The sequence below is a fragment of the Stenotrophomonas sp. Steno-Z10-BAI genome (assembly GCF_056393115.1).
This window is the reverse complement of record NZ_JBWJOZ010000005.1, coordinates 191,103-211,597: the sequence shown is the minus strand read 5'-3', so window position 1 is coordinate 211,597 and position 20,495 is coordinate 191,103. Positions and strand designations below refer to the sequence as shown.

The window sequence follows — 20,495 nt, the reverse complement described above, 5'->3', positions numbered from 1 at the left end:
GTCAGCGCCCCTCCCCGGTCGTGCGGCCGGGACTGGCAGGCTCGGGGGGATCGTCGAGATGCAGGCGATGCAGTACGCGCCCGTCGGTGCCCAGCACTTCGATCGTGGTTGCCGTGGCGATCGGGCCCGGCAGCTGTGGGCGTAGTGCCTCACGCAGCACCTGTGCACGCTGCAGGGCGAGCGGCACCTGCCCGGCGGCAGCGCTGAGCTGCAGGCGCCCGCCACCGCGCGATATCAGTGCTTGGGCGGCCGTTGTGATCACCGGCGCGCGGTCGGCGTCCAGCCGTGCCGTGCCTGGGGCGAACAACGCCTCGCCGAGTTCGATCCGCGCGGGGCGCGATGCCGGGGCGGCCGGCGGCGCGGTCGGGTTCGATGCGGTTGTGCTCAGTGCACCTTCGGGCATGCGCACGCCGAAGTCGAAGCGCACCGGCAGCCCGGGCGTGATGCGGCGGACCAACGGATTGGGCGTCGTGAAACGCGCACCGGCGGGCAGCGTGGAGGGATCCACCTTGAGGATGAAGTTGCGCCCGCGCGCCTCGCCACCGGGGATCCCGACCAGGTGGTAGCGGCCGAAGGCGTCGGTTTCCATCAACAGGCCTTCCACCGCTGCGATGCGCACGCCGGGAATGCCGCGCTCAGCGTCATCCTGGATGCCGTTGCCGTTGCGGTCGTCGAACACGCTGCCCACGATCAGGCTTTCATCGAGCAGCGGATCGGTGGTGATCTCCACCTCGGCCGAGGCGACATTGCCGATCGTGCGGTTCTCGCCGTCGATGGCGGTGATGCGGTTGGTATGCACGCCGGTGCCGGTGCCCGCACCGACACGCAGGTAGTACACCACCGTCGCCCGCTCACCCGCCGCCACATCGATGCCATCGATGCGCAGCGGCTGCACGCCACTCGTGCGTGCATCGTTGTCGGCATCGATCACCGCGAAGCCACCGCGCACGAAGGTGAAGCCCGGCGGCAGCGTATCCAGCAGCGTGGCGCCGTTGGCATCCACCTCGCCGACGTTGTCGATGGTGACGGTGTAGCGCACCAGGTCACCGATCTGCGCACTGCGTTTGCCGGCCACCTTGGTCAGGCGCAGCACGGCCTGCTGGCCGGCCACCGTCACCGCGACATTGGCCTCGGCACACAACGGGGCCGGGATGGACACGTCGCACACCCGGTAGCGGAAGCTGTCGGTGCCCGCAAAGTTCGCCGCCGGCGTGTAGGTGCACAGGCCGTTGCCGCATTGCGCGGTACCGTGCGCCGGTGCCACCGCGACCTGCAGGGAGGCCGGATCCAGCGGCGCGGTGCGGGCGCTGTCATTGGCCAGTACATCGATCACCTGCGGCCCGGCGGTTTCGGCGGTCATGGCATCGTCGGCCAAGGTGAGTACGTTCGGGTCCACCATGACCGTGACCGTCGCACCCGCGCACATCGCCGGATCAGCCACGTCGCAGACCTGATAGTCGAAGCTCTGCTCACCGGAGAAGTTGGCCAGTGCAGCGAAGCGGATGCGGGCACGCGGCATCACCGTTGCGGTGCCGTAGGGCGGCGCTGCGGTGATGGTCACGCTGACCGTGTCCGGATCGATCGGCGTGCCGTTGACCCGGTCATTGCCAAGCACGTCGATCTCGATCACCCCGTCCTGCGGAATCTCCACGCGATCATCCGTGGCATCCACGCCGGGTTCGCCCGCGATGACGGTCACGGTCACGTTGCCGGTGTCGCAGACGGTGGGCTGGTTGAGCAGGCAGATCGTGTAGGTCGTGCTGTAGCTGCCGGCGGCCTGCCCGGCGGCAACATCCACCCAGCCATCGGCGCTGAAGCGCAGTGCGTTGGTGGCCACCGGCGCGAAACTCACCTGGGTGGGATCCAGCGATGCGGTGTTGAACGTGTCATTGGTGAACACGTTGAGCAGGCGCACGCTGCCGGTCGGACCGACCGGGCCGCCGCTGTCGTCCACCGCCAGCAGAGCACCGATGGGGCCTTGTATCCGCACGGTGGCGATCGCGGTGGTGCAGTTGGTCGGCACGCCGTTCTCGCACAACTGATAGGCCAGCTGCACCTGGCCGGGCTGCACGCCCGCCGCGACCATGATCTGGCCCTGGTTGTTCATCGTGTAACCGGGCGTGCTGCCGGTCAGGCTGGCCACCACGCTGCCGACCGGCGGCGGGGAGACGTTGTTGATGCTGTCGTTCTCCAGCACCGAGCGGGCGATGGTGCCGCCCACGGCCGGGTCCACCGGGGTGCCGGTGAAGTCATCATTGACCGCCAGCACCACGTTGACCGAACCGGACAGGGTGAGCGTGACGCTGGCCGTGCCGCATTGCGTGCCATACGGCGCCGGCAGGCACACCTGGTAGCTGAAGGCGACCGGCCCGGTGACGCCTGAGGGCGCGGTGTAGGTGAAGCTGCCATCCGCGTTGAACACCAGGCCCGGCAGCGCGGCGCTGGTGAGGGAGTAGAGCGCACCGGCGGCGACATTGTCGTTCGCGCCGACGTTGCCCATGAGCGGAAGCCCGGCAGGCGCGGTGAAGCTGTCGTTCTGCGGGACCGGGGTGACCACAACGGTGACCGTGGCGGTGGTGCAGTTGGCCAGCGCGGCAGCTTCGCAGATCTGGTAGGTCACCGCGGTGGCGCCGGCGGTGACCCCGGAGCCGATGCTGATCGTGCCGTCCGGATTGATGCTGACACCGGCCGCTGCGCCGATCAGGCTGAGCTGCACCGCTGTCGCCGGCGGTGGACTGACGCCATTGAGCTGATCGTTGGCCAGTACGCTGAGCGAGGAGGTGGTGCCCGGTACGAGGCCGGTGAGCACGTCGTCACCGGCCACCAGCGTGCCGGTGTTGATGTTGATCGTGACCGGGGCGGTGCCGCAGGTGGCGGCGTACGGCGCGGGCAGGCAGGTCTGGTAGATGAAGCTGACCGGACTGGGCGTGCCTGCCGGCGGCGTATAGGTGAAGCCACCATTGCTGGCCAGGGTCAGGCCCGGCAGCGGCGTGCCCTGCACGGTGTAGAGCGCACCGGGGGGCATGGCGTCGTTGCTGGCCACGCTGTTGCTGAGGGTCTGCCCGACCTGCACCGAGAACACGTCGTTCTGCGGGGCGGGACTGACGACCACAGTGACGCTGGCGGTATCGCAGTTGCCCGGCGCGGCGGCTTCGCAGATCTGGTAGGTGATCGTCGTGGCCCCGGAGGTCGTGCCACTGGCCACCGTGATCGTGCCGGCGGATGTGATGCTGAAACCGGCCGGTGCGCCGACCAGGCTCAGCAGTACATCCGCCGCGGCCGGCGGCGAGACGCCATTGAGGCTGTCGTTGGCCAGCACGCTGCCACTGGAGGTGGTGCCGGGTGCCACGCCGGTGAGCGTGTCATCGCCAGCCACCAGCAGGCCGTTGTTGATGTTGATGGTAAGGATCGCGCCGCCGCACAGGCTGCCGTTCGGCGCCGGCAGGCACACCTGGTAGGCGACGCTGACCGGGCCGGTGACACCCGCGGCCGGGGTATAGGTAAACGTGCCGTCGGTGTTGAAGACCAGGCCGGCCGGCGCAGTGCCCTGCAGGGTGAACACCGCACCCGGCGGCGTGGTGTCGTTGGCGGCGACCGTGTTGCTCAGCGTCTGTCCGGCCTGCACCGCGAAGGCATCGTTCTGCGGTGCCGGAGTGACGACCACGGTGACGCTGGCGGTATCGCAGTTGGCCGGCGCCGCCGCTTCGCAGATCTGGTAGGTGATCGTGGTCGAACCGGACACCACCCCGGTGCCCACGCTGATCGTGCCGTCCGGCGAGAGGGTGAAGCCACCCGGCGCGCCGACCAGGCTCAGCACCACGTCGGCGGCCGCCGGCGGCGAGACGCCGTTGAGGCTGTCGTTGGCGAGCACGCTGCCGCCCGTGGTCGCACCGGGCAGCACGCCGGTGAGCGTGTCATCGCCGGCGGTGAGCGTGCCGTTGTTGACGTTGAGTGTGACCGTGGCCGTGCCGCACAGGCTGTTGTTCGGTGCTGGCAGGCACGCGCGGTAAACGAATGTCACCGGGCTGGGCGTGCCGATCGGCGGCGTATAGGTGAAGCTGCCATCGGTGTTGAACGCAAGCCCGGCGGGCGGCGTGCCCTGGATCGCCAAGGTGGACCCCGGCGGCAAGCTGTCATTGGTCGCCACACTGTTGCCCAGACTCTGCCCAGCCTGCACCGAGAAGGCATCGTTCTGCGGCGTGGGAGTGATGATCACCGTCACCGTGGCCGTGGCGCAGTTGCCTGGCGCGGCGGCCTCACAGATCTGGTAGGTGAGCGTGGTCGCGCCTGCCATCGTGCCGGTGGCGACGCTGATGGTGCCGCTGGGCGTGATCGCGAAGCCGGCGGGCGCGCCCACCAGGCTCAGCACTACGCTGGCCGCGGCCGGCGGCGAGACGCCGTTGAGGCTGTCATTGGCCAACACGCTGGCCGCCGAGGTGGTGCCGGGGGCGATGCCACTGAAGGTGTCATCGCCGGCCAGCAGCGAACCGGTGGTGATGTTGAGGGTGACCGTGGCTGTGCCGCACAGGGTCGTGTTCGGCGCCGGCAGGCAGGCCTGGTAGGTGAAGGTCACCGGCCCGGTGGTGCCACCCGGTGGGGTATAGGTGAACGAGCCATCGGCATTGAAGGTCAGGCCGGCCGGCGGCGTGCCCTGCAGCGCCCAGGTCGCGCCGGATGGCAGGTTGTCATTGCTGGCCACGCTGTTGCCCAGCGTCTGCCCCAGCTGCACGCTGAAGGCGTCGTTCTGCGGCAGCGGCGTCACCACCACGGTGACGCTGGCGGTATCGCAGTTGCTCGATGCAGCGGCTTCGCAGATCTGATAGGTGAGCGTGGTCGGGCCGGCGGTCACCCCGCCACCGACGCTGATCGTGCCGTCCGGGTTGATCGTGAAGCCGGCCGGTGCACCGACCAGGCTCAGCAGCACATCGGCGGGCGCCGGCGGCGAGACACCGTTGAGGCTGTCGTTGGCCAGCACGCTGCCGGCCGTGGTCGCGCCCGGCAGCACACCGGCAAGCGTGTCATCGGCGGCGACCAGGGTGCCAGTGTTGATGTTGAGCGTGGCCGTGGCGGTCGCGCACAGTGCCGCATTCGGTGCCGGCAGGCAGGTCTGGTAGGTGAACGTGACCGGACCGGTGGTGCCGAGCGGCGGGGTATAGCTGAACGTACCATCGGCATTGAACGCGAGGCCCGCCGGAGGCGTGCCCTGCACGGCCCAGCTCGCGCCAGTCGGCATGCCATCGTTCGCCGCCACGTTGCCGTTGCTGATCGTGCCACCGGCCTGCACCGCGTAGGCATCGTTCTGCGGTGCCGGACGGATCACCAGCGCAACGGTGGCGGTATCGCAATTGGACGGCGCGGCGGTTTCGCAGATCTGATAGGTCAGCGTGGTCGCGCCGGCGACGACGCCGATCGGCACGTTGATCGTGCCATCAGCGGCAATGCTGTAGCCGGCCGGCGCGCCGACCAGGCTCAGCTGCACGCTGGCCGGGGCTGGCGGGCTGACGCCGTTGAGCGCATCGTTGCCGAGCACACTGGGTGTGGCACTGCCGGGCGCGATGTCGACAAAGCTGTCGTCGGCCGCCGCCAGCGTGCCCAGGTTGATGTTGAGCGTGACCGTCGCCGTGCCGCAGACACCGGCATTGGGGGCCGGCAGGCAGGTTTGATACGTAACGGTCACCGCACCGGTGGTGCCCACCGGCGGCGTGTAGCTGAAGGTGCCGTCGCCATTGAACACCAGCCCGTTCGGCGGCGTGCCCTGCACGGCCCAGCTGGAGCCGGCCGGCATGCTGTCGTTGCCGGCAACGCTGCCGTTGACGAGCGTGCCGCCGGCAGGCACGGAGAAGGCATCGTTCTGCGGGGCCGGCGTGATCACGATGCGGATCGCGGCGGTGGCGCAGTTGGTCGGCGAAGCCGTCTCGCATAGCTGATAGGTCAGTGCGGTGGCCCCGGCGGTAACGCCGGCGGGAATCTGCACGGTGCCATCGTTGTTGATGACGAAGCCGGCCGGTGCACCGAGCAGCAGCAGCTGCACCGTCGTCGCAGCCGGCGGACTCACGCCATTGAGAGAATCGTTGCTCAACACGCTCGGCGTGGCCGCCCCCCCGGTGACCGGCGCGGCGAAGATATCGTCGTTGGCGACAACGGCGTTGACGGCGATGGTCAAGGTGGCCGTGGCGGTGCTGCAGATGGCGGCATCCGGTGCAGGCAGGCAGGCCTGGTAGGCGAACGTGACCGGGCCGACGGTACCGGCCGGCGGCGTATAGGTGAAGCTGCCGTTGCTGTTGAACACCAGGCCCTGGGGCGGCGCGGCCACGCTCCACGTCGAGCCGGCCGGCATGTTGTCGTTGCCCGACACGTTGCCGCTGTTGGGCTGACCGGCCTGCACGGCGATCGCATCATCGACGGGTGCCGGACGCACCACCAGGGCGATGCTCGCGGTGGCGCAGTTGTTCGCCGCGGCGATTTCGCAGACCTGGTAGCTCAGCGTGATCGCGCCGGTAGGCGCGTTGCCCGCGACCGAGACCGTGCCGTTGGGGTTGATCGTGAATCCGGCCGGCGCACCGACCAGGCTCAGCGAGACGCTGGAGGCCGGTGCCGGGCTGACGCCGTTGAGCGCATCGTTGTTCAACACACTGGGCGTTGCACCGCCTGGCGCGATCGCACCGAAGCTGTCGTCGCTCGCGACCAGCGCGCCGTTGTTGATGTTGAGCGTGACCGTGGCGGTGCCGCAGATGGCCGTGTCCGGTGCGGGCAGGCAGGCCTGGTAGGTGAAACCGGTGGGGCTGGTGGTGCCGGCCGGCGGCGTGTAGCTGAAGCTGCCGTCGACATTGAAGGTCACACCGGCCGGCAGTGCGCCCGGCACACTGTAGAGCGACCCGATGGGCATGTTGTCGTTGCCCGACACCGTGTCGTTGATCGTCTGGCCCGCCTGCACGGCGAATGCATCGTTGACCGGCGCAGGCGCCACCACCAGCGCGATACTGGCGGTGGCACAGTTGGACGACGCAGCGGCTTCGCAGATCTGGTACGTGAGCGTGGTGGCGCCGGCGGCGGTCCCGGCAGTGACCGTGACCGCGCCATCGGTGGCGATGGCGAAACCGGTCGGCGCACCGATCAGCGACAGCACCACCTCGGCCGGCAGCGGCGTGGCCGAGTTGAGCGTGTCGTTGGCCAGCACCGACGGCGAGGCGGCACCGGGCGCGAGCGGGGTGGCAAACGTGTCGTCCAACGCTACCAGCGTGCCGCTGTTGACGTTGAGGGTGACGCTGGCCGTCGCGCAGACGCCTGCATCCGGTGCCGGCAGACAGACCCGGTAGGCAAACGGGATTGCGCCGCTGAAGCCGACCGGGGGCGTATAGCTGAAGGTGCCGTCGGCCGCGAGCACGAGGCCATCCGGCGGGATGTTGAGCACGGTGAACTGGGCACCCACCGGCGCGTTATCGTTGCTGGCCACCGAGCCGTTCAGCACTTGGCCCGAGGGCGTGGACAACGCATCGTCCACGGCGGACGGCGCGACCACCACGCGTGCGGTGGCGGTCGCGCAGTTGGATGGCGCCGCCGCTTCACAGAGCTGGTAGGTCAGGTTCTTCACCCCTGCAGGCGTGCCCGGCGCCACCGTCACCGCGCCCTCGGCGGTGATGGCCACGCCGGCCGGCGCGCCCTGCAACGACAGCAGCACATCGGCTACCGCCGGCGGCGTGCTGCCATTGAGCGCATCGTTGGCCAGCACCGAGGTAGTGCTGCCGCCGGTGACCGGGTTGATCGGCGTGGTGCTGAAGTCATCCGGATTGGCAGCGAGCGTACCTGCGTTGACCGTGATGGTGGCGCTGGCGTTCGCGCACAACGCAGCGTTCGGTGCTGGCAGGCAGACCTGGTAGGCGAATGTGACCGGGCCCGTAGTGCCGACCGGTGGGGTGTAGGTGAAGCTGCCACTGCCGCTGAACACCAGGCCGGCCGGCGCGGTGCCGGTGACGGTGAACTGCGCGCCCGCCGACACGTTGTCGTTGTCACCCACGTTGCCGTTGAGCGCCTGCCCGGCCGCCGTGGAGAACGTGTCATTGGTGGCCGACGGGGTTACCACCAGGCGGATGGTCGCACTGGCGCAGTTGCCGGGCAGCACCGCCTCGCACACTTGGTAGGTCAGTACCGTGGCGCCGCCCGTGGCGCCCACGGGCACCTGCAGCAGGCCGTTTGCATCGAGCGTGTAACCGGCCGGCGCGCCGATCAGGCTGAGCAGTACGCTGCCCGCCGCCGGCGGCGTAGTGCCATTGAGGCTGTCGTTGAGCAGCACGCTGGTCGCGCTGCCACTGCCGGGTGCCAGCGGGGTGGCGCTGAAGTCGTCGTCCAACGCCACCAGGGTGCCGGCGTTGACGTTGATCGTGGCACTGGCGCTGCTGCACTGCGTGCTGTCCGGTGCCGGCAGGCAGACCGTGTAGGTGAACGCGACCGGCCCGGTGACGCCGGCCGGCGGGGTGTAGAGGAAGCTGCCGTCCGTCCCGAACTGCAGTCCGGCCGGCGCCGCTGCGGTCAGCGTGAACACCGCGCCGGCCGGCGCGTTGTCGTTGCTGCCGACGGCGCCTGCCAGCAACTGTCCCACCGGGGTGGAGAAGATGTCGGCGGCGGCGAGCGGCGACACCACCAGGCTTATCTGCGCCGAGTCGCAGTTGCTCGGCAGCGCCGCTTCACACAGCTGATAGGTGAGCGTCACCGCACCAGCCGGCACGCCGCTGCCGATCGTCAGTGTGCCGTCGGCCAACAGCGTGTAACCCGCCGGCGCACCGACCAGGCTGAGCAGCACATCGGCCGACGCCGGCGGTACCGCACCGTTGAGGCCGTCATTGCCCAGCACCGATCCGGTACTGCCACCGGTGACGGGATTGATCGGCGTTGCGCGGAAATCATCGTCGTTGGCGACCAGGGTGCCGGCATTGACGTTGATCGTCGCAGTCCCACCCGAGCAGACCGCGGTGTCCGGCGCCGGCAGGCACGCCTGGTAGGCGAACGTCACCGCGCCCTGGGTTGCCACCGGCGGGATGTAAGTGAAGCTGCCGTCGGGGTTGAACACCAGCCCTGCCGGCGCCGTGCCGCTGAGGCTGAAGCCCGCGTTCGCCGGGACGTTGTCATTACCGGCCACGCTTGCACTCAGCGCCACGCCGACCTGTGTACTGAAGGTGTCGTTGACCGCCACCGGAGCCAGCAGCAACTGCACCGACGCGGTAGCGCAGTTGGCGGGCAATGCCGCTTCGCACAGCTGGTAGGTGAAGGTCACCGCACCGGCCGCTGCGCCGCCGGGAACCGACACTGTGCCGTTGCTGTTGATCACGTAGCCGGCTGGTGCACCGATCAGGCTCAGGATCACCTGCCCCGGCGCCGGCGGGATCGCGCCGTTGATGGTGTCGTTGCCGAGCACGCTGTTGGTGGTGCCGCCGGTGGCGGGAGTGAGGATCGCGCTGCGGAAATCATCGTCGTTGGCGACCAGGGTGCCGGCATTGACGTTGAGGGTGACCGTGGCGGTATCGCAGACGGCGGCCAACGGCGCGGCCAGGCAGGCCTGGTAGGTGAAGGTGGAGGTGCCGGTGTACTGCGCCGGCGGGGTGTAGGTGAAGCTGCCATCGGCGTTGAACACCAGCCCGGCAGGTGTCGCGCCGGTCACCGCATAGGTGGTGCCGATAGCGACGTTGTCGTTCACTGCCACGTTGCCGCTGACCGGCGTGGCCACCTGCGTGGTGTAGGCATCGGCCACCGCATCCGGAGCGATCACCACCGCGATGCTGGCGGTGGCGCAGTTGCTGGTTCCCGCCTGGCACAGCTGATAGGTGAGGCTGACCGGCCCGGCCGGCGCGCCAGCGGGCACCTGCAGCTGGCCATTGGGCTCGAGCGTGTAGCCCGCCGGCGGTGCGTTGATCAGCGACAGCGTGGTCTGCGCCGGCGGGATGGGCGCGCCGTTGACAGTGTCGTTGTCCAGTACGCTGGCGGTCAGCCCGCCGGCACTGGTCAGGGGCGTGCCGGTGAAGTCATCGTTGCCGGCCGCGATGGCGGCCGCGCCAACGTTGAGGGTCACGTTGGCTGCATCGCACACGCCCGCATTCGGTGCCGGCAGGCACGCTTGATAACGGAAGGTATCCGGCCCGGTAAAGGCAGACTGCGAGGTGTAGCTGAAACTGCCGTCGGCAGTGAGCACTACCGTGCCGTGCGCGGCCACCGCAAGCAGGCTGAACTGGGCGCCAGTCGGCACGTTGTCATTGCCCGCGACACTGCCTGCCAGGGCAATACCTGCGACGGCCACGAAAGCATCGTCCACCGCATCGGGCGCGACCACCAGCTGCACGTTGGCAGTGGCACAGTTGGTCGGCGCGGCCAGTTCGCAGAGCTGGTAACTGAAGCTCACCGCGCCGGCCGCAGCACCCACCGGAACCAACACCTGTCCTGCCGCGTTGACGGCGTAGTTGGCCGGCGCGCCGGTAAGGGCCAGGGTGACCGCGGCGGGCAGGACCGCCGCACCGTTGAGGGTGTCGTTGCCGAGCAGGCTGATCGTGGTGGTGGTGCCCGGCTGCAGCGGCGTGGTGAACACGTCGCTGACCGCGGCGATCTGGTTGGCCTGCACGTTCACGCTGACCGTGGCGGTATCGCAGACGGTCGCGTTCGGCGCCGGCAGGCAGACCTGGTAGGTGAAGGAATCCGGCCCGGTGTTGGCGTTGATGGGCGTGTAGCTGAAGGTGCCATCGGCGTTGACCACTGCGGTGCCACGGGTGGGCGCGGTGCCCAGCGTGTAGGCCGAACCGCTGGCGATGTTGTCGTTGCCGGCCAGACTGCCGGTGGCCGGTTGTCCGCCACCGGGTGTGGTCACCGTGTCGTTGACCGCGTCGGGGCTGATCACCAGGTTGGCGGTGGCCGTTGCACAGTTGGCCGGCAGCGCGTTTTCGCAGAAGCGGTAGGTCAGGGCCAGGGGACCGGCTGCCGCAGTGGCAGGCACCTGGATGGCGCCGTTGCCGGTGATGGCAAACCCGGCCGGCGCACCGACCAGCGTCATCGTCACCTGGGCCTGCGGCACCGCGCCGCCGTTGAAGGTGTCATTGGTCAGCACGCTCGGGGTGAGCCCGCCAGCACCGGACGGCAGGGGCGTGGTGAAGGTGTCGTCAGCGGCCACCAGGGCATTGGCATTGACCACGATCGAGGCGGTCGCGGTGGCGCACACGCCGCCATCCGGTGCCGGCAGGCAGAGCTGGTACTGGAACGAGGTCGCCGCGGCGATGCCACCGGCGGGCGCATAGACGAAGCTGCCCTCCGCGTTGAGGGTGAGCCCGGTCGGCGGCGTGCCGACTGCGCTGAAGGTTGCGCCGGCAGGTGCGTTGTCGTTGCTGGCCACGGAGCCGCTGAGCGACGCTGCGCCACCGGTGGCGTTGAAGCTATCGTTCACCGCGGTCGGACCGATGATCACGCTGGCTGTGGCGGTGGCGCAGTTGGTCGGCGAGGTGTTTTCGCAGATCTGGTAGGTCAGTGTGGTCGCCCCGGCGGCCGCACCCGCGGGCACGGTGATCACGCCTGCGCTGTTGATGGTGAAGCCGGCCGGTGCGTTCTGCAGCGCGATGATCAGATCGGCTCCATTCACCGGCGCGCCGTTGAGCGTGTCGTTGCCGAGCACGGTGGGCGTGCTGCCGCCCGTGGTCGAGGAGATCGGCGCAGTGAAGGCATCGTTGTTGGCGACCAGCGCGTTGGCCTGTACCGGCACGGCCGGCGTGGTGGCGCTGTTGTCGCCCGGCGTCGGATCGGTGGTACCGGTGGGCAGTACCAGCGACACGCTGTTGGCCGGCACCGTGGCCGGTGTGCTGGTGGGTGCGGTGCCATTGACCAGCAGCACCACGCTGTCGCCGACCGCGACATTGACCTGCACGTTGATCGCGTTGCCACTGCCATTGCCCTGTGCGCACGAGGAGGCGGCGGTGGTGGCCTGGCAGGTCCAGCTGACATTGGTGAGCAGCGCGGAGACGGTGTCGACCACGCCCACGCCCGAAGCCGCCGACGGGCCGGCGTTGTTGACCTGGATGCGGTACTGCACCGCCCCCCCGGCGGCGACCGGGGTGGCACTGAGCAGGGTCTTGGTGACACTCAGCTGGGCCTGCAGCGCCAGTGTGTTGCTGTCGGTCGCACTGTTGTTGCCCAATGCGGGATCGGCCACGTCGGTCGGTGCGGTGACGGTGGCGGTATTGTTGAGCGGGTTGGGATAGCTCTGCGCCAGCAGCGGCGGCGGCAGCAACGCGAGCAGGGCCACCGCGCATGCGATGCGGGCCGAGGCCATCCCTGCCCTGCGGTGTTTGCCGGTTGCTGCCATGCGCTCGTCCTCGAAGCCAGTGGTCCCATCCATCCCCTGCGCGGGTCAGCCCGCGCTACCCGCCGTACTGCACCGGGCGCTAGTACGCGCCCGGGTTGCTGCTGAAACTGACCGGTACGCTGATCGTGGCCTGCCCGCCGTTGACCAGGTTCACCCCGACATTCACCGCGTTGGCGCCCACCGCGCCGCCACTGGCCGCTGCGCAGGTGCTGCCACTGGTGGCGCTGCAGGTCCAGGCGCCACGCAGTGTGGTGCCGCCGGGCAGGCTGTCGGTGACCACGGCGTTGGTGACGGCATCCGGGCCGTCGTTGCGCACCAGCAAGGTGTAGGTGGCGGTGCCGCCCGGTGTGTAGCTGCCGCTGCCGTCGGTCTTGGTGATCGACAGATCCGCCTGGCGCGTTCGATTGGTGATCCGGCAGACCAGCGTCACCGCGGTGGCGGTCATCGCTGGCGCCTGCAGCGTGAAACTGCCGCCGCTGCCCGAGGACACCACGGTGTTGTTCTGGTCCGTGCACTGCCAGGTGCTGGCATAGCGGGTCAGCGTGGTGCCGGCTGCGGCGGCTTCGGCCAGGGCGTAGCTACCGCCGGGGACAGTGATCACCGCCGCGGTGGCACCGTTGTTGCCGACATTGCTGGCCGAACCGACGGTGCTGCCGTTGTAGGTGATGGACAGATTGAACCGCCCGCTATCGCTGGTCGGCTGCAGGTCCTTGACCAGCTGCACTGTCGCCGCGCACGCCTGGGTAATGCCTTCCACGGTGAAGACCGCTTGGCCGATGCGGATGCCGAGCAGGCCCAGCAGGTTGTCGACCACCCCGCCGAGCACGGCGGTCAGTACCGGCGTGACCAGCGCATTGACCTGCGTGCGGATCGGGGTGAGCAGCACGTTGACGATGCCGTTGACGAGGTCCGCCACCGGCAGCGGCAACGCGATGCCACCCAGCAGTGTCACCGTGGGATTGCCGCTGGTGACCTGGATGCTGAGTGAATTGACCAGGGTGGAGACCATGGTCGCCGCACTGACCGTGCCGGCATTCAACGTGCGTGTCTGCGGATACGGGCCGGTGAAGCTGGCGCTCTGCAGCCCGGGGGTGGCAGTGGCGAAACTGCGGATGCTGACCGTCAGCGGGACGGTGATGTCAGCGATCGGCGTGAGCAGCCCCAACACGTTGGCCGACACCCGCACCCGCACGCTGAGCGAGGTCAGCGTGGCCGCACTCAGCGCTGTGTCGGTCAGCACTGTGCTGCGGTTGAAGAACGTCGCATCGCTGATCTGTCCGACATACAGGTTCACCAGGCCCGGCCGCGCCTGCAGCGTGACCGCGTTGCCGACCAGGTTGATCGCCGAGATCGACCCTTCCGCGCGCGCGACATCGGCGTAGACCTGTAGATGCAGGACATCGGCAGTGACGCTGGTGTTGGACAGGCTGACGCCCAGCAGATTCAGCCCATTGAGCGCTGCCGAGAGCGTGCCGGTGTTCAACCCCTGTACCAGATCCAGATCCAGCTTGATGCGGATCGCCGCGCTGTGGAAGGCAGCCCCTGCGGCACCGCAGGTGTAGACCGGCGGTTCCACCGCCTGCAGCCACAGGCGCACATTGGCGACGCCATTGAGGCCGAGCGCAGCGGTGTTGACCGTGATCGGGGCAGGCGTGGTGAGGACGTTGCGGAAGTTGTAAAGCTGCACGCCGCCAGTGAGCAGGTCCAGCACGTTGAGCCGCACGGTCGCCAGCGAGCCGGTCGGGAGCGCGATCTGCAGGATGTCCGCCAGGCGGATGCTGCCGCTCGTGCCCGCCACGCCGAGCGGCAACGCGTTGAGCACGTTGGCGGCCGCGGTCTGCCCGTCGGCCTGCAACACCTGCACCATTGCCGCACGCAGTTGCCCCAGGGTGATGTTGGCGTTGAGCACTTGGCTGGGGTCACTGACCACCACGCCGCCGTTGAGCTGGGTCAGCAGCGCGTTGAGATTGATGTTGGCGCCGGCCAGGTTGTTCCAGTCGGCCACGCTGAGATTCAGCGTGGTGCCAGGCAGCAGTGCGCCGAACAGCAGATTGAGGATGGGGCTCTGCGTGGAATCAATCGAGGCCAGGCGGGGCCCGGCGCTCACGCACGCACCGGCCGTGCAGGCCGATTGCGCACTGGCAGAAGAAATACCCGCACTTAATGCGATCAACATCACAAATAACAGCGAAAACGCCCTCAAGCTGAATCGCCGTAACGCTGACTTCACACCAGTAACTCTATCCATCGGCCATCCCCTGCGTCCTGGCCGAAGCGGTCTTTCACGGGCCGGTGGGTACCGACCATGATCGACAGGGCATCGGCCTGCTTCCGATGTTTTGGATGTCCCGGCGCTTCATGGCCGGCTTGAGGGATTAACTACGTGCACGGATGAAAACCGTCAAACCGGCCACATCGTGCACAGGGGGAAGTTTCACTGTCGCCCGTCGGATTATCGGTGGAGCGATTGCAGCGACAACGCCGGCAAGCAGTTCTGTACAGGCGGAGAAAAGAATCACTGCCCGGTAAGTATCGATAACCATCCACTGTTCAAGGAACGAGAGAGGGGAAGGCCATGTTGGCGATGTCGGATCGGATTCGCGCAGCACGCACCAGCGCAGGGATGTCACAAACGCAGTTGGCAGTGGAAACCGGGGTCAAGCGCAGTGCCGTAGCGCAGTGGGAACGCCGTGGAGGTACCCACCCGAGCGTGTCGCATCTGGCACATATCGCCATCTGTACGCGAGTGCGCTTCGAATGGTTGGCCACAGGCCGCGGCGTGTGCAAAGCCAGCGGGGAGGAACTGACGGTGACCGCGCCCGCACAGGATTACGTGCGCGATGATCTGGAGGGCAACGTTCTGTCGCTGCTGCGGCGCCTGCCACCGCGCAAGCGGCAGGTAGCGCAATCCATCATCGAGATGCTGGCCGTCTAGACGACGACCGCCAGTGATTACGCCGCCGGCTCCAGCGCGGCACGCGGCGGCAGCGACCAGTCGATGCGATCGTGGCCGCGGCGCTGCAGGTACTCGTTGGCCATCGAGAAATGGCGGCAGCCGAGGAAGCCGCGATGCGCCGACAGCGGCGAAGGATGCGGCGCCTTGAGCACGCGGTGCCGGCCGGTATCGATGACCTTGCCCTTCTGCTGGGCGTAGCTGCCCCACAGCAGGAACACCAGGCCTTCGCGCTCGCGGTTGAGGGTGTCCACCACGTGATCGGTGAAGCCCTCCCAGCCGCGCCGTTGATGCGAGCCGGCGTTGCCCGCTTCCACGGTCAGCACCGCATTGAGCAGCAGCACCCCGCGGTGCGCCCACGGCAACAGGCAGCCATGGTCCGGGCGCGGGATGCCCAGATCGGCCTCGATCTCTTTGTAGATGTTCAGCAGCGATGGCGGCACCGGTACGCCCGGCATGACCGAGAAACTCAGGCCATGGGCCTGGCCATACCCGTGATACGGATCCTGGCCGAGAATGACCACCTTGACCTGATCGAAGGGCGTGGCGTCGAACGCGGCGAAGATCTGCGGGCCGGGGGGAAACACCTGGGCACCGGCGGCCTTGCGCTGGCGCAGGAACGCGGACAGTTCCCGCATCTCCGGGCGCAGCAGGTAATCACCGATACGCGTCTTCCAGCTCGCTTCGAGCTGGATGCTGGGCACTACATCGTCATTCATCGCACGACAGGCTTTTCGTTGAGGCGGGACAGGCGCAGCTGGAACAGCACCTTGGTGATGAGCAGACGCTCTTCGATCGGCTTCTGCACCAGATCGTTGGCACCGGCCTGGAGCAGGCCGGACTGGTTGTGCGGGTTGCCGTCGCCGGTCATGACCAGCACCGGCAGGCGGCGCTTGCCATAGCCGAAGTCCACGCGCACGCGCTGCACCACATCGCGGCCACTGAGCTCGCCCTTGAGCGTGACATCGGTAAGCACCAGATCGATGCGGTGGCTGCTGCGGCCGAGCGACTCGGCGGTGAGCAGCGCGAACGCATCTTCGGCCGTCAGCACGTGCAGCACGTTCAAGCCCTGCCGTTCGAGCATGCGCTTGGTCGCCTCGGCGACGACGCGGCTGTCTTCGACATACAGGATCGTCGCGCCCGGAATGGTCTCTGGCTGCACATAGCCACGGATGAAGGTGGCCAAGGCTTCGTGACCGAGCGCCTTGTCGAAATAATCGGTGACGTACTCGGTGAAGCGGCGCTGCTCCAGATGCTGCTGAGCATCGCCGGAGACCACGATCACCGGCACGTAGGCCTGGCCGGCCGCGTCGCGCACGATGCGCGCCAGGTCGAGCCCGTCGCCATCGCTCAGGGTGAGCGAGGTGGTGACCAGGCTGACCGGTCCGGCATCCAGCGCCGCACGCGCCTCGGCGATGCTCGCGCAGCCCACCACGTCCACTGCCGGCAGTTCGCGTTGCAGCACATCGGCAATCAGCTTGCGGACCAGCTTGGAGCCGTCGACGACCATCACGCGCGGTGCGTCGTCGGCGAGGTGCTTGAGGGCTTGCGGACGCATGCGGGCCTCAGGTTTCGGTCGGGCGGGTCTGGCGCAGGAAATGCCCCGTCACCAGCCAGGCGCCCAGCCAGCCCAGCACCACGGTGCCGAGCAGCACGAACGAGGAATGCAGCAGGTCCAGCCCGTGCAGCACGAACGGGCTGCCGTAACTCTGCGAGAGCGCGGCCAACGGCGGGCGCAGCGCCAGCCCGGCCGCACCGATCAGCGCCAGCGCGACGGCACCGGCCCCCAGGCCGTACCACGCGCCCAGATACAGGAACGGGCGGCGGATGAAGCCATCGCTGGCGCCCAGCAGCTGCAGCACGCCGATCTCATCGCGGCGGGCCTGGATGTCCAGGCGCACGGTGTTGCCGACCACCAGCGCGGCACCGAGGCCGAGCAGCACCGACAGCACCTGCACCAGGCGCGTACCGAAGCCCAGCCAGCCATCCAGGCGTTTGCGCCACAGCGCATCATGCTGGACCAGATCGGCCTGCGGCAGGCCTTCCAGCGACTGCGCCAGGCGCGCGTCGTCGGCACCCTCGCCCGGGGTGACGATCAACAGGGTCGGCAGTGGATTGTCATGCAGCGCATCGATCGCTTCACCCAGCCCGGCACTTTCGCGCAGCTCGGCCAGGCCCTGCTCCGGCGTCTGCACGGTGACGTTGGCCACGTCGGCGCGGCCGCGCAGGGTCTCGGCGACCTGGCGGGCCGCATCGGTACCGGCATTGGTCTTGAGGAACAGGTTGATGTCGCGCGACTGCTGCACGCTGCCGGCGAAGTGCTTGAGGTTGTCCAGCGCGATCGACAGGCCCAGCGGCAGGGCCAGCGCGAGCGCCATCACCATCACGGTGAGCAGGGTCGCCCACGGCTTGCGCCACGCACGGCCGAGGCTGAAGACCACGCTGTGGCCGTGATGGTGCAGCCACACGCCCAAGCGCGACGGCGCGGCGGTTTCTTTGGTCACCGGAGTAGTCATTCGGCCAGGTCCTGCGGCGAGATGTCATCGACCAGGCGGCCGTGATCAAGGATCAGCACGCGCTTGCGCATGCGCCGCAGCAGGGCCAGATCGTGGCTGACCACCAGCACGCTGGTACCGCGATCGGGCAGTTCGGCAAACAGCGCCATGATTTCCGCCGCCAACGTGGGATCGAGATTGCCGGTGGGCTCATCGGCGACCAGCAGCGTGGGCTCGCCGACGATCGCACGGGCGATGCCGACGCGCTGCTGTTCACCGGCCGACAGCTGCGAGGGCAGGGCTTTTTCGCGGTGGCCCAGGCCCATGCGTTCGAGTACCGAACGCACGCGCTTGCCGATCTCGTTGCGGCGGGTGCCGCGCAGGATCAACGGCAGGGCGACGTTCTCGGCGATGCTGCGGTCCATCAGCAGGCGATGGTCCTGGTACACCGCACCGACCTCGCGCCGATGCCGTGGAATACTCCCGCCGCGCACCTTCAGCAGGTTGCGCTCATTGAAGATCACCGCGCCGCGGCTGGGCCGCTCGTCGAGATGGATCAACTTGAGCAGGGTGCTCTTGCCCGCACCGGAATGGCCGGTGACGAACAGCATTTCCCCTGGGGCGACATCGAAGCTGACGTCCACCAGTGCCTGGTGGCCGCCGGCATATTGTTTGCTGACATTGTCAAAACGCAGGACGCTCATTCCCTGATTATGCAGGACGAGGGTGGCGCGTAGGTAACGGCAACCTGATGGGGCGCTGATCGGTAGTGCCGGCCGCTGGCCGGCTCCCCGTACTGCCTGCACCGTGCAGCGCCGGCCAGCGGCCGGCACTACCCGTGAATCGGCAACAGGATCAGCTGCCGGAGAGCATCCGGCGGATCTTGCGGCCCAGGCGCGTCAGGAACGAGGCGCCCGGATCGGCGGCAGGCGTGCCGCGCATCGGCTTGGCCGTCACCTGCACCGGGGTCACCGGGCCGGTCGCTGCGGCGCCCTCGGCACCTTCGACCGGACGGCCGTGGCGACGACGACGACGCTTGCGCGGCGCGCGCTCACCTTCCACCGCCGGGCTGCCATCGGCAGACGGCGCGGCGGTCGGGGCCAGCTGCGGCTTGACCTCGGCATCGACGGCGGCGACCGGCGGCTCGCCTTCCACGCGCGGCTTGCGCTCGCGACGCGGCTTGCCATCGGCACTGCGCTCGCCCGGTGCACGGCGTTCGCCACGGCCACCGGCCGGCTTGCCGCCACGGCTGCTGCCACCGCCACGACGCTGCTCTTCGGCGGCACGCGCTTCGCGTGCTTCGCGGAAGATCTGGCCGACGCTTTCGTTCTCGTCGCCCTCGGCATCACCCTCGCCTTCCGGCGACGGTGCACGCGGCGCGCGCGGGATCGGGGTCAGGATTTCGCTGGTGACCGGCTCGACCGGGATCTTCTGCTCAATGTAAGCCTCGATGTCCGGCAGGCCCATCGCGTAGCGCTCGCACGCAAAGCTGATCGCATCGCCTTCTTCACCCAGGCGCGCGGTGCGGCCGATGCGGTGCACGTAGTCTTCCGCATCGAACGGCAGATCGTAGTTGTAGACGTACTTGATGCCGTCGATGTGCAGGCCGCGGGCGGCGACATCGGTGGCCACCAGGATTTCCAGCTGACCCTTCTGGAAGCGGTTGAGCAGGCTCTCACGCTTCTTCTGCGGCACATCGCCGGACAGCACGCCGACGCGGTAACCGGCCTTTTCAAGCGAACGCGCCACGCGCTCGACGAACACCTTGGTGTTGACGAACACCATGGTGCGGGCGCCTTCGCTGCGCGAGAGCAGGCCCAGCAGCAGCGGAATCTTCTCTTCGTCGGCCGGGAAATAGATGCGCTGGCGCACGCGGGCGGCGGTAATGGATTCGCTCTCCACCACCAGCTTCTGCGGCTCGTTCATGTGCTCGTAGGCCAGCTCCAGCACGCGATGGCTGAGCGTGGCGCTGAACAGCAGCGTCTGGCGCGTGCTGCGCTCGGGCATGCGGCGCAGCAGGAAGCGGATGTCCTTGATGAAGCCCAGGTCGAACATGCGGTCGGCTTCGTCGAGCACGCAGATTTCGCAGGCGTGCAGCGAGACCACCTTGTGCTGCTTGACGTAGTCGATCAGGCGGCCCGGGGTGGCGATGATCACGTCCACGCCCTGCTGCAGGATCTCGCGCTGCTTGTCGTAGTCCACACCACCGTAGACCAGCGCGAAGCGCAGGCCGAGGTCGGAGCCGAACTTCACGGCATCCTTGTGGATCTGGATGGCCAGCTCGCGGGTCGGGGCCAGGATCAGCGCGCGCGGGTCTTCCGGCTTGCGATCGGCCAGTGCCGGGCGGGTCAGCAGGCGGTTCACCACCGCGACCAGGAAGGCCAGGGTCTTGCCGGTGCCGGTCTGGGCCTGGCCGGCGACGTCGCCGCCGGGCAGCGCGACCGGCAGGGTCAGCGCCTGGATGGGCGTGCAACGGGTGAATCCGGCTCCTTCAAGGCCGGCCTGCAGGGCCGGATGCAGCTCGAAGGAGGAGAAGGTCAAATCGGTCAGCGGTTTGTCGCTCATGAGTCCGTCTTGGTAAGGCCAGCCGGCAGAGGTGCGGGTGGCTTGCATCATCTTGGGGGGCACCGTCGCAAACGGCCCCTGCGCCGGGATTGGCGGGGCCGGACTCGGGTCCAGGGCGCCGCGCAATGCCCCAGTTTAACGCAATGTCGGCGGC

The 20,495-nt window shown here is 68.4% G+C and carries 8 protein-coding genes; 1 reads left to right on the top strand and 7 read right to left on the bottom strand.

Annotated features, from left to right (window positions below):
* Window position 1 precedes the first annotated feature (1 nt).
* On the bottom strand, window positions 2–12,361 hold the full coding sequence (locus tag AC06E9_RS14075; protein ID WP_478056251.1) for an Ig-like domain-containing protein: 12,360 nt from the start codon (window positions 12,359–12,361) through the stop codon (window positions 2–4).
* Window positions 12,362–12,407: 46 nt separating this feature from the next.
* Window positions 12,408–14,435: a DUF11 domain-containing protein gene (locus AC06E9_RS14070; protein ID WP_193222734.1), complete on the bottom strand. Its 2,028-nt coding sequence runs from the start codon at window positions 14,433–14,435 to the stop codon at window positions 12,408–12,410.
* 468 nt (window positions 14,436–14,903) lie between these two features.
* Here AC06E9_RS14070 and AC06E9_RS14065 point away from each other — a divergent pair, with 468 nt between their 5' ends.
* Window positions 14,904–15,263, top strand: a complete 360-nt coding sequence (locus AC06E9_RS14065; RefSeq protein ID WP_121040399.1) for a helix-turn-helix domain-containing protein — start codon at window positions 14,904–14,906, stop codon at window positions 15,261–15,263.
* A 17-nt stretch (window positions 15,264–15,280) separates the two neighbouring features.
* On the opposite strand, the gene ung is transcribed toward AC06E9_RS14065, so the two are convergent.
* From ung to rhlB, 5 genes are all read right to left on the bottom strand, one after another.
* Window positions 15,281–16,000 (bottom strand): uracil-DNA glycosylase, encoded by a 720-nt coding sequence (gene ung / locus AC06E9_RS14060; RefSeq protein WP_121040401.1) that lies wholly within the window; start codon window positions 15,998–16,000, stop codon window positions 15,281–15,283.
* Window positions 15,997–16,839: a response regulator gene (locus AC06E9_RS14055; protein ID WP_121040403.1), complete on the bottom strand. Its 843-nt coding sequence runs from the start codon at window positions 16,837–16,839 to the stop codon at window positions 15,997–15,999. Before AC06E9_RS14055 ends, ung begins: the two co-directional genes overlap by 4 nt.
* Window positions 16,840–16,846: 7 nt before the next feature.
* A complete protein-coding gene (ftsX, locus tag AC06E9_RS14050; RefSeq protein WP_461769596.1) occupies window positions 16,847–17,797 on the bottom strand; it encodes a permease-like cell division protein FtsX in 951 nt (316 codons plus the stop codon).
* Entirely contained in the window at window positions 17,794–18,480 is a 687-nt protein-coding gene (gene ftsE / locus AC06E9_RS14045) for a cell division ATP-binding protein FtsE (protein WP_121040406.1), read from the bottom strand. Before ftsE ends, ftsX begins: the two co-directional genes overlap by 4 nt.
* 151 nt (window positions 18,481–18,631) lie before the next feature.
* Window positions 18,632–20,341, bottom strand: a complete 1,710-nt coding sequence (gene rhlB, locus AC06E9_RS14040; RefSeq protein WP_121040408.1) for an ATP-dependent RNA helicase RhlB — start codon at window positions 20,339–20,341, stop codon at window positions 18,632–18,634.
* Between the last annotated feature and the right edge of the window lie 154 nt (window positions 20,342–20,495).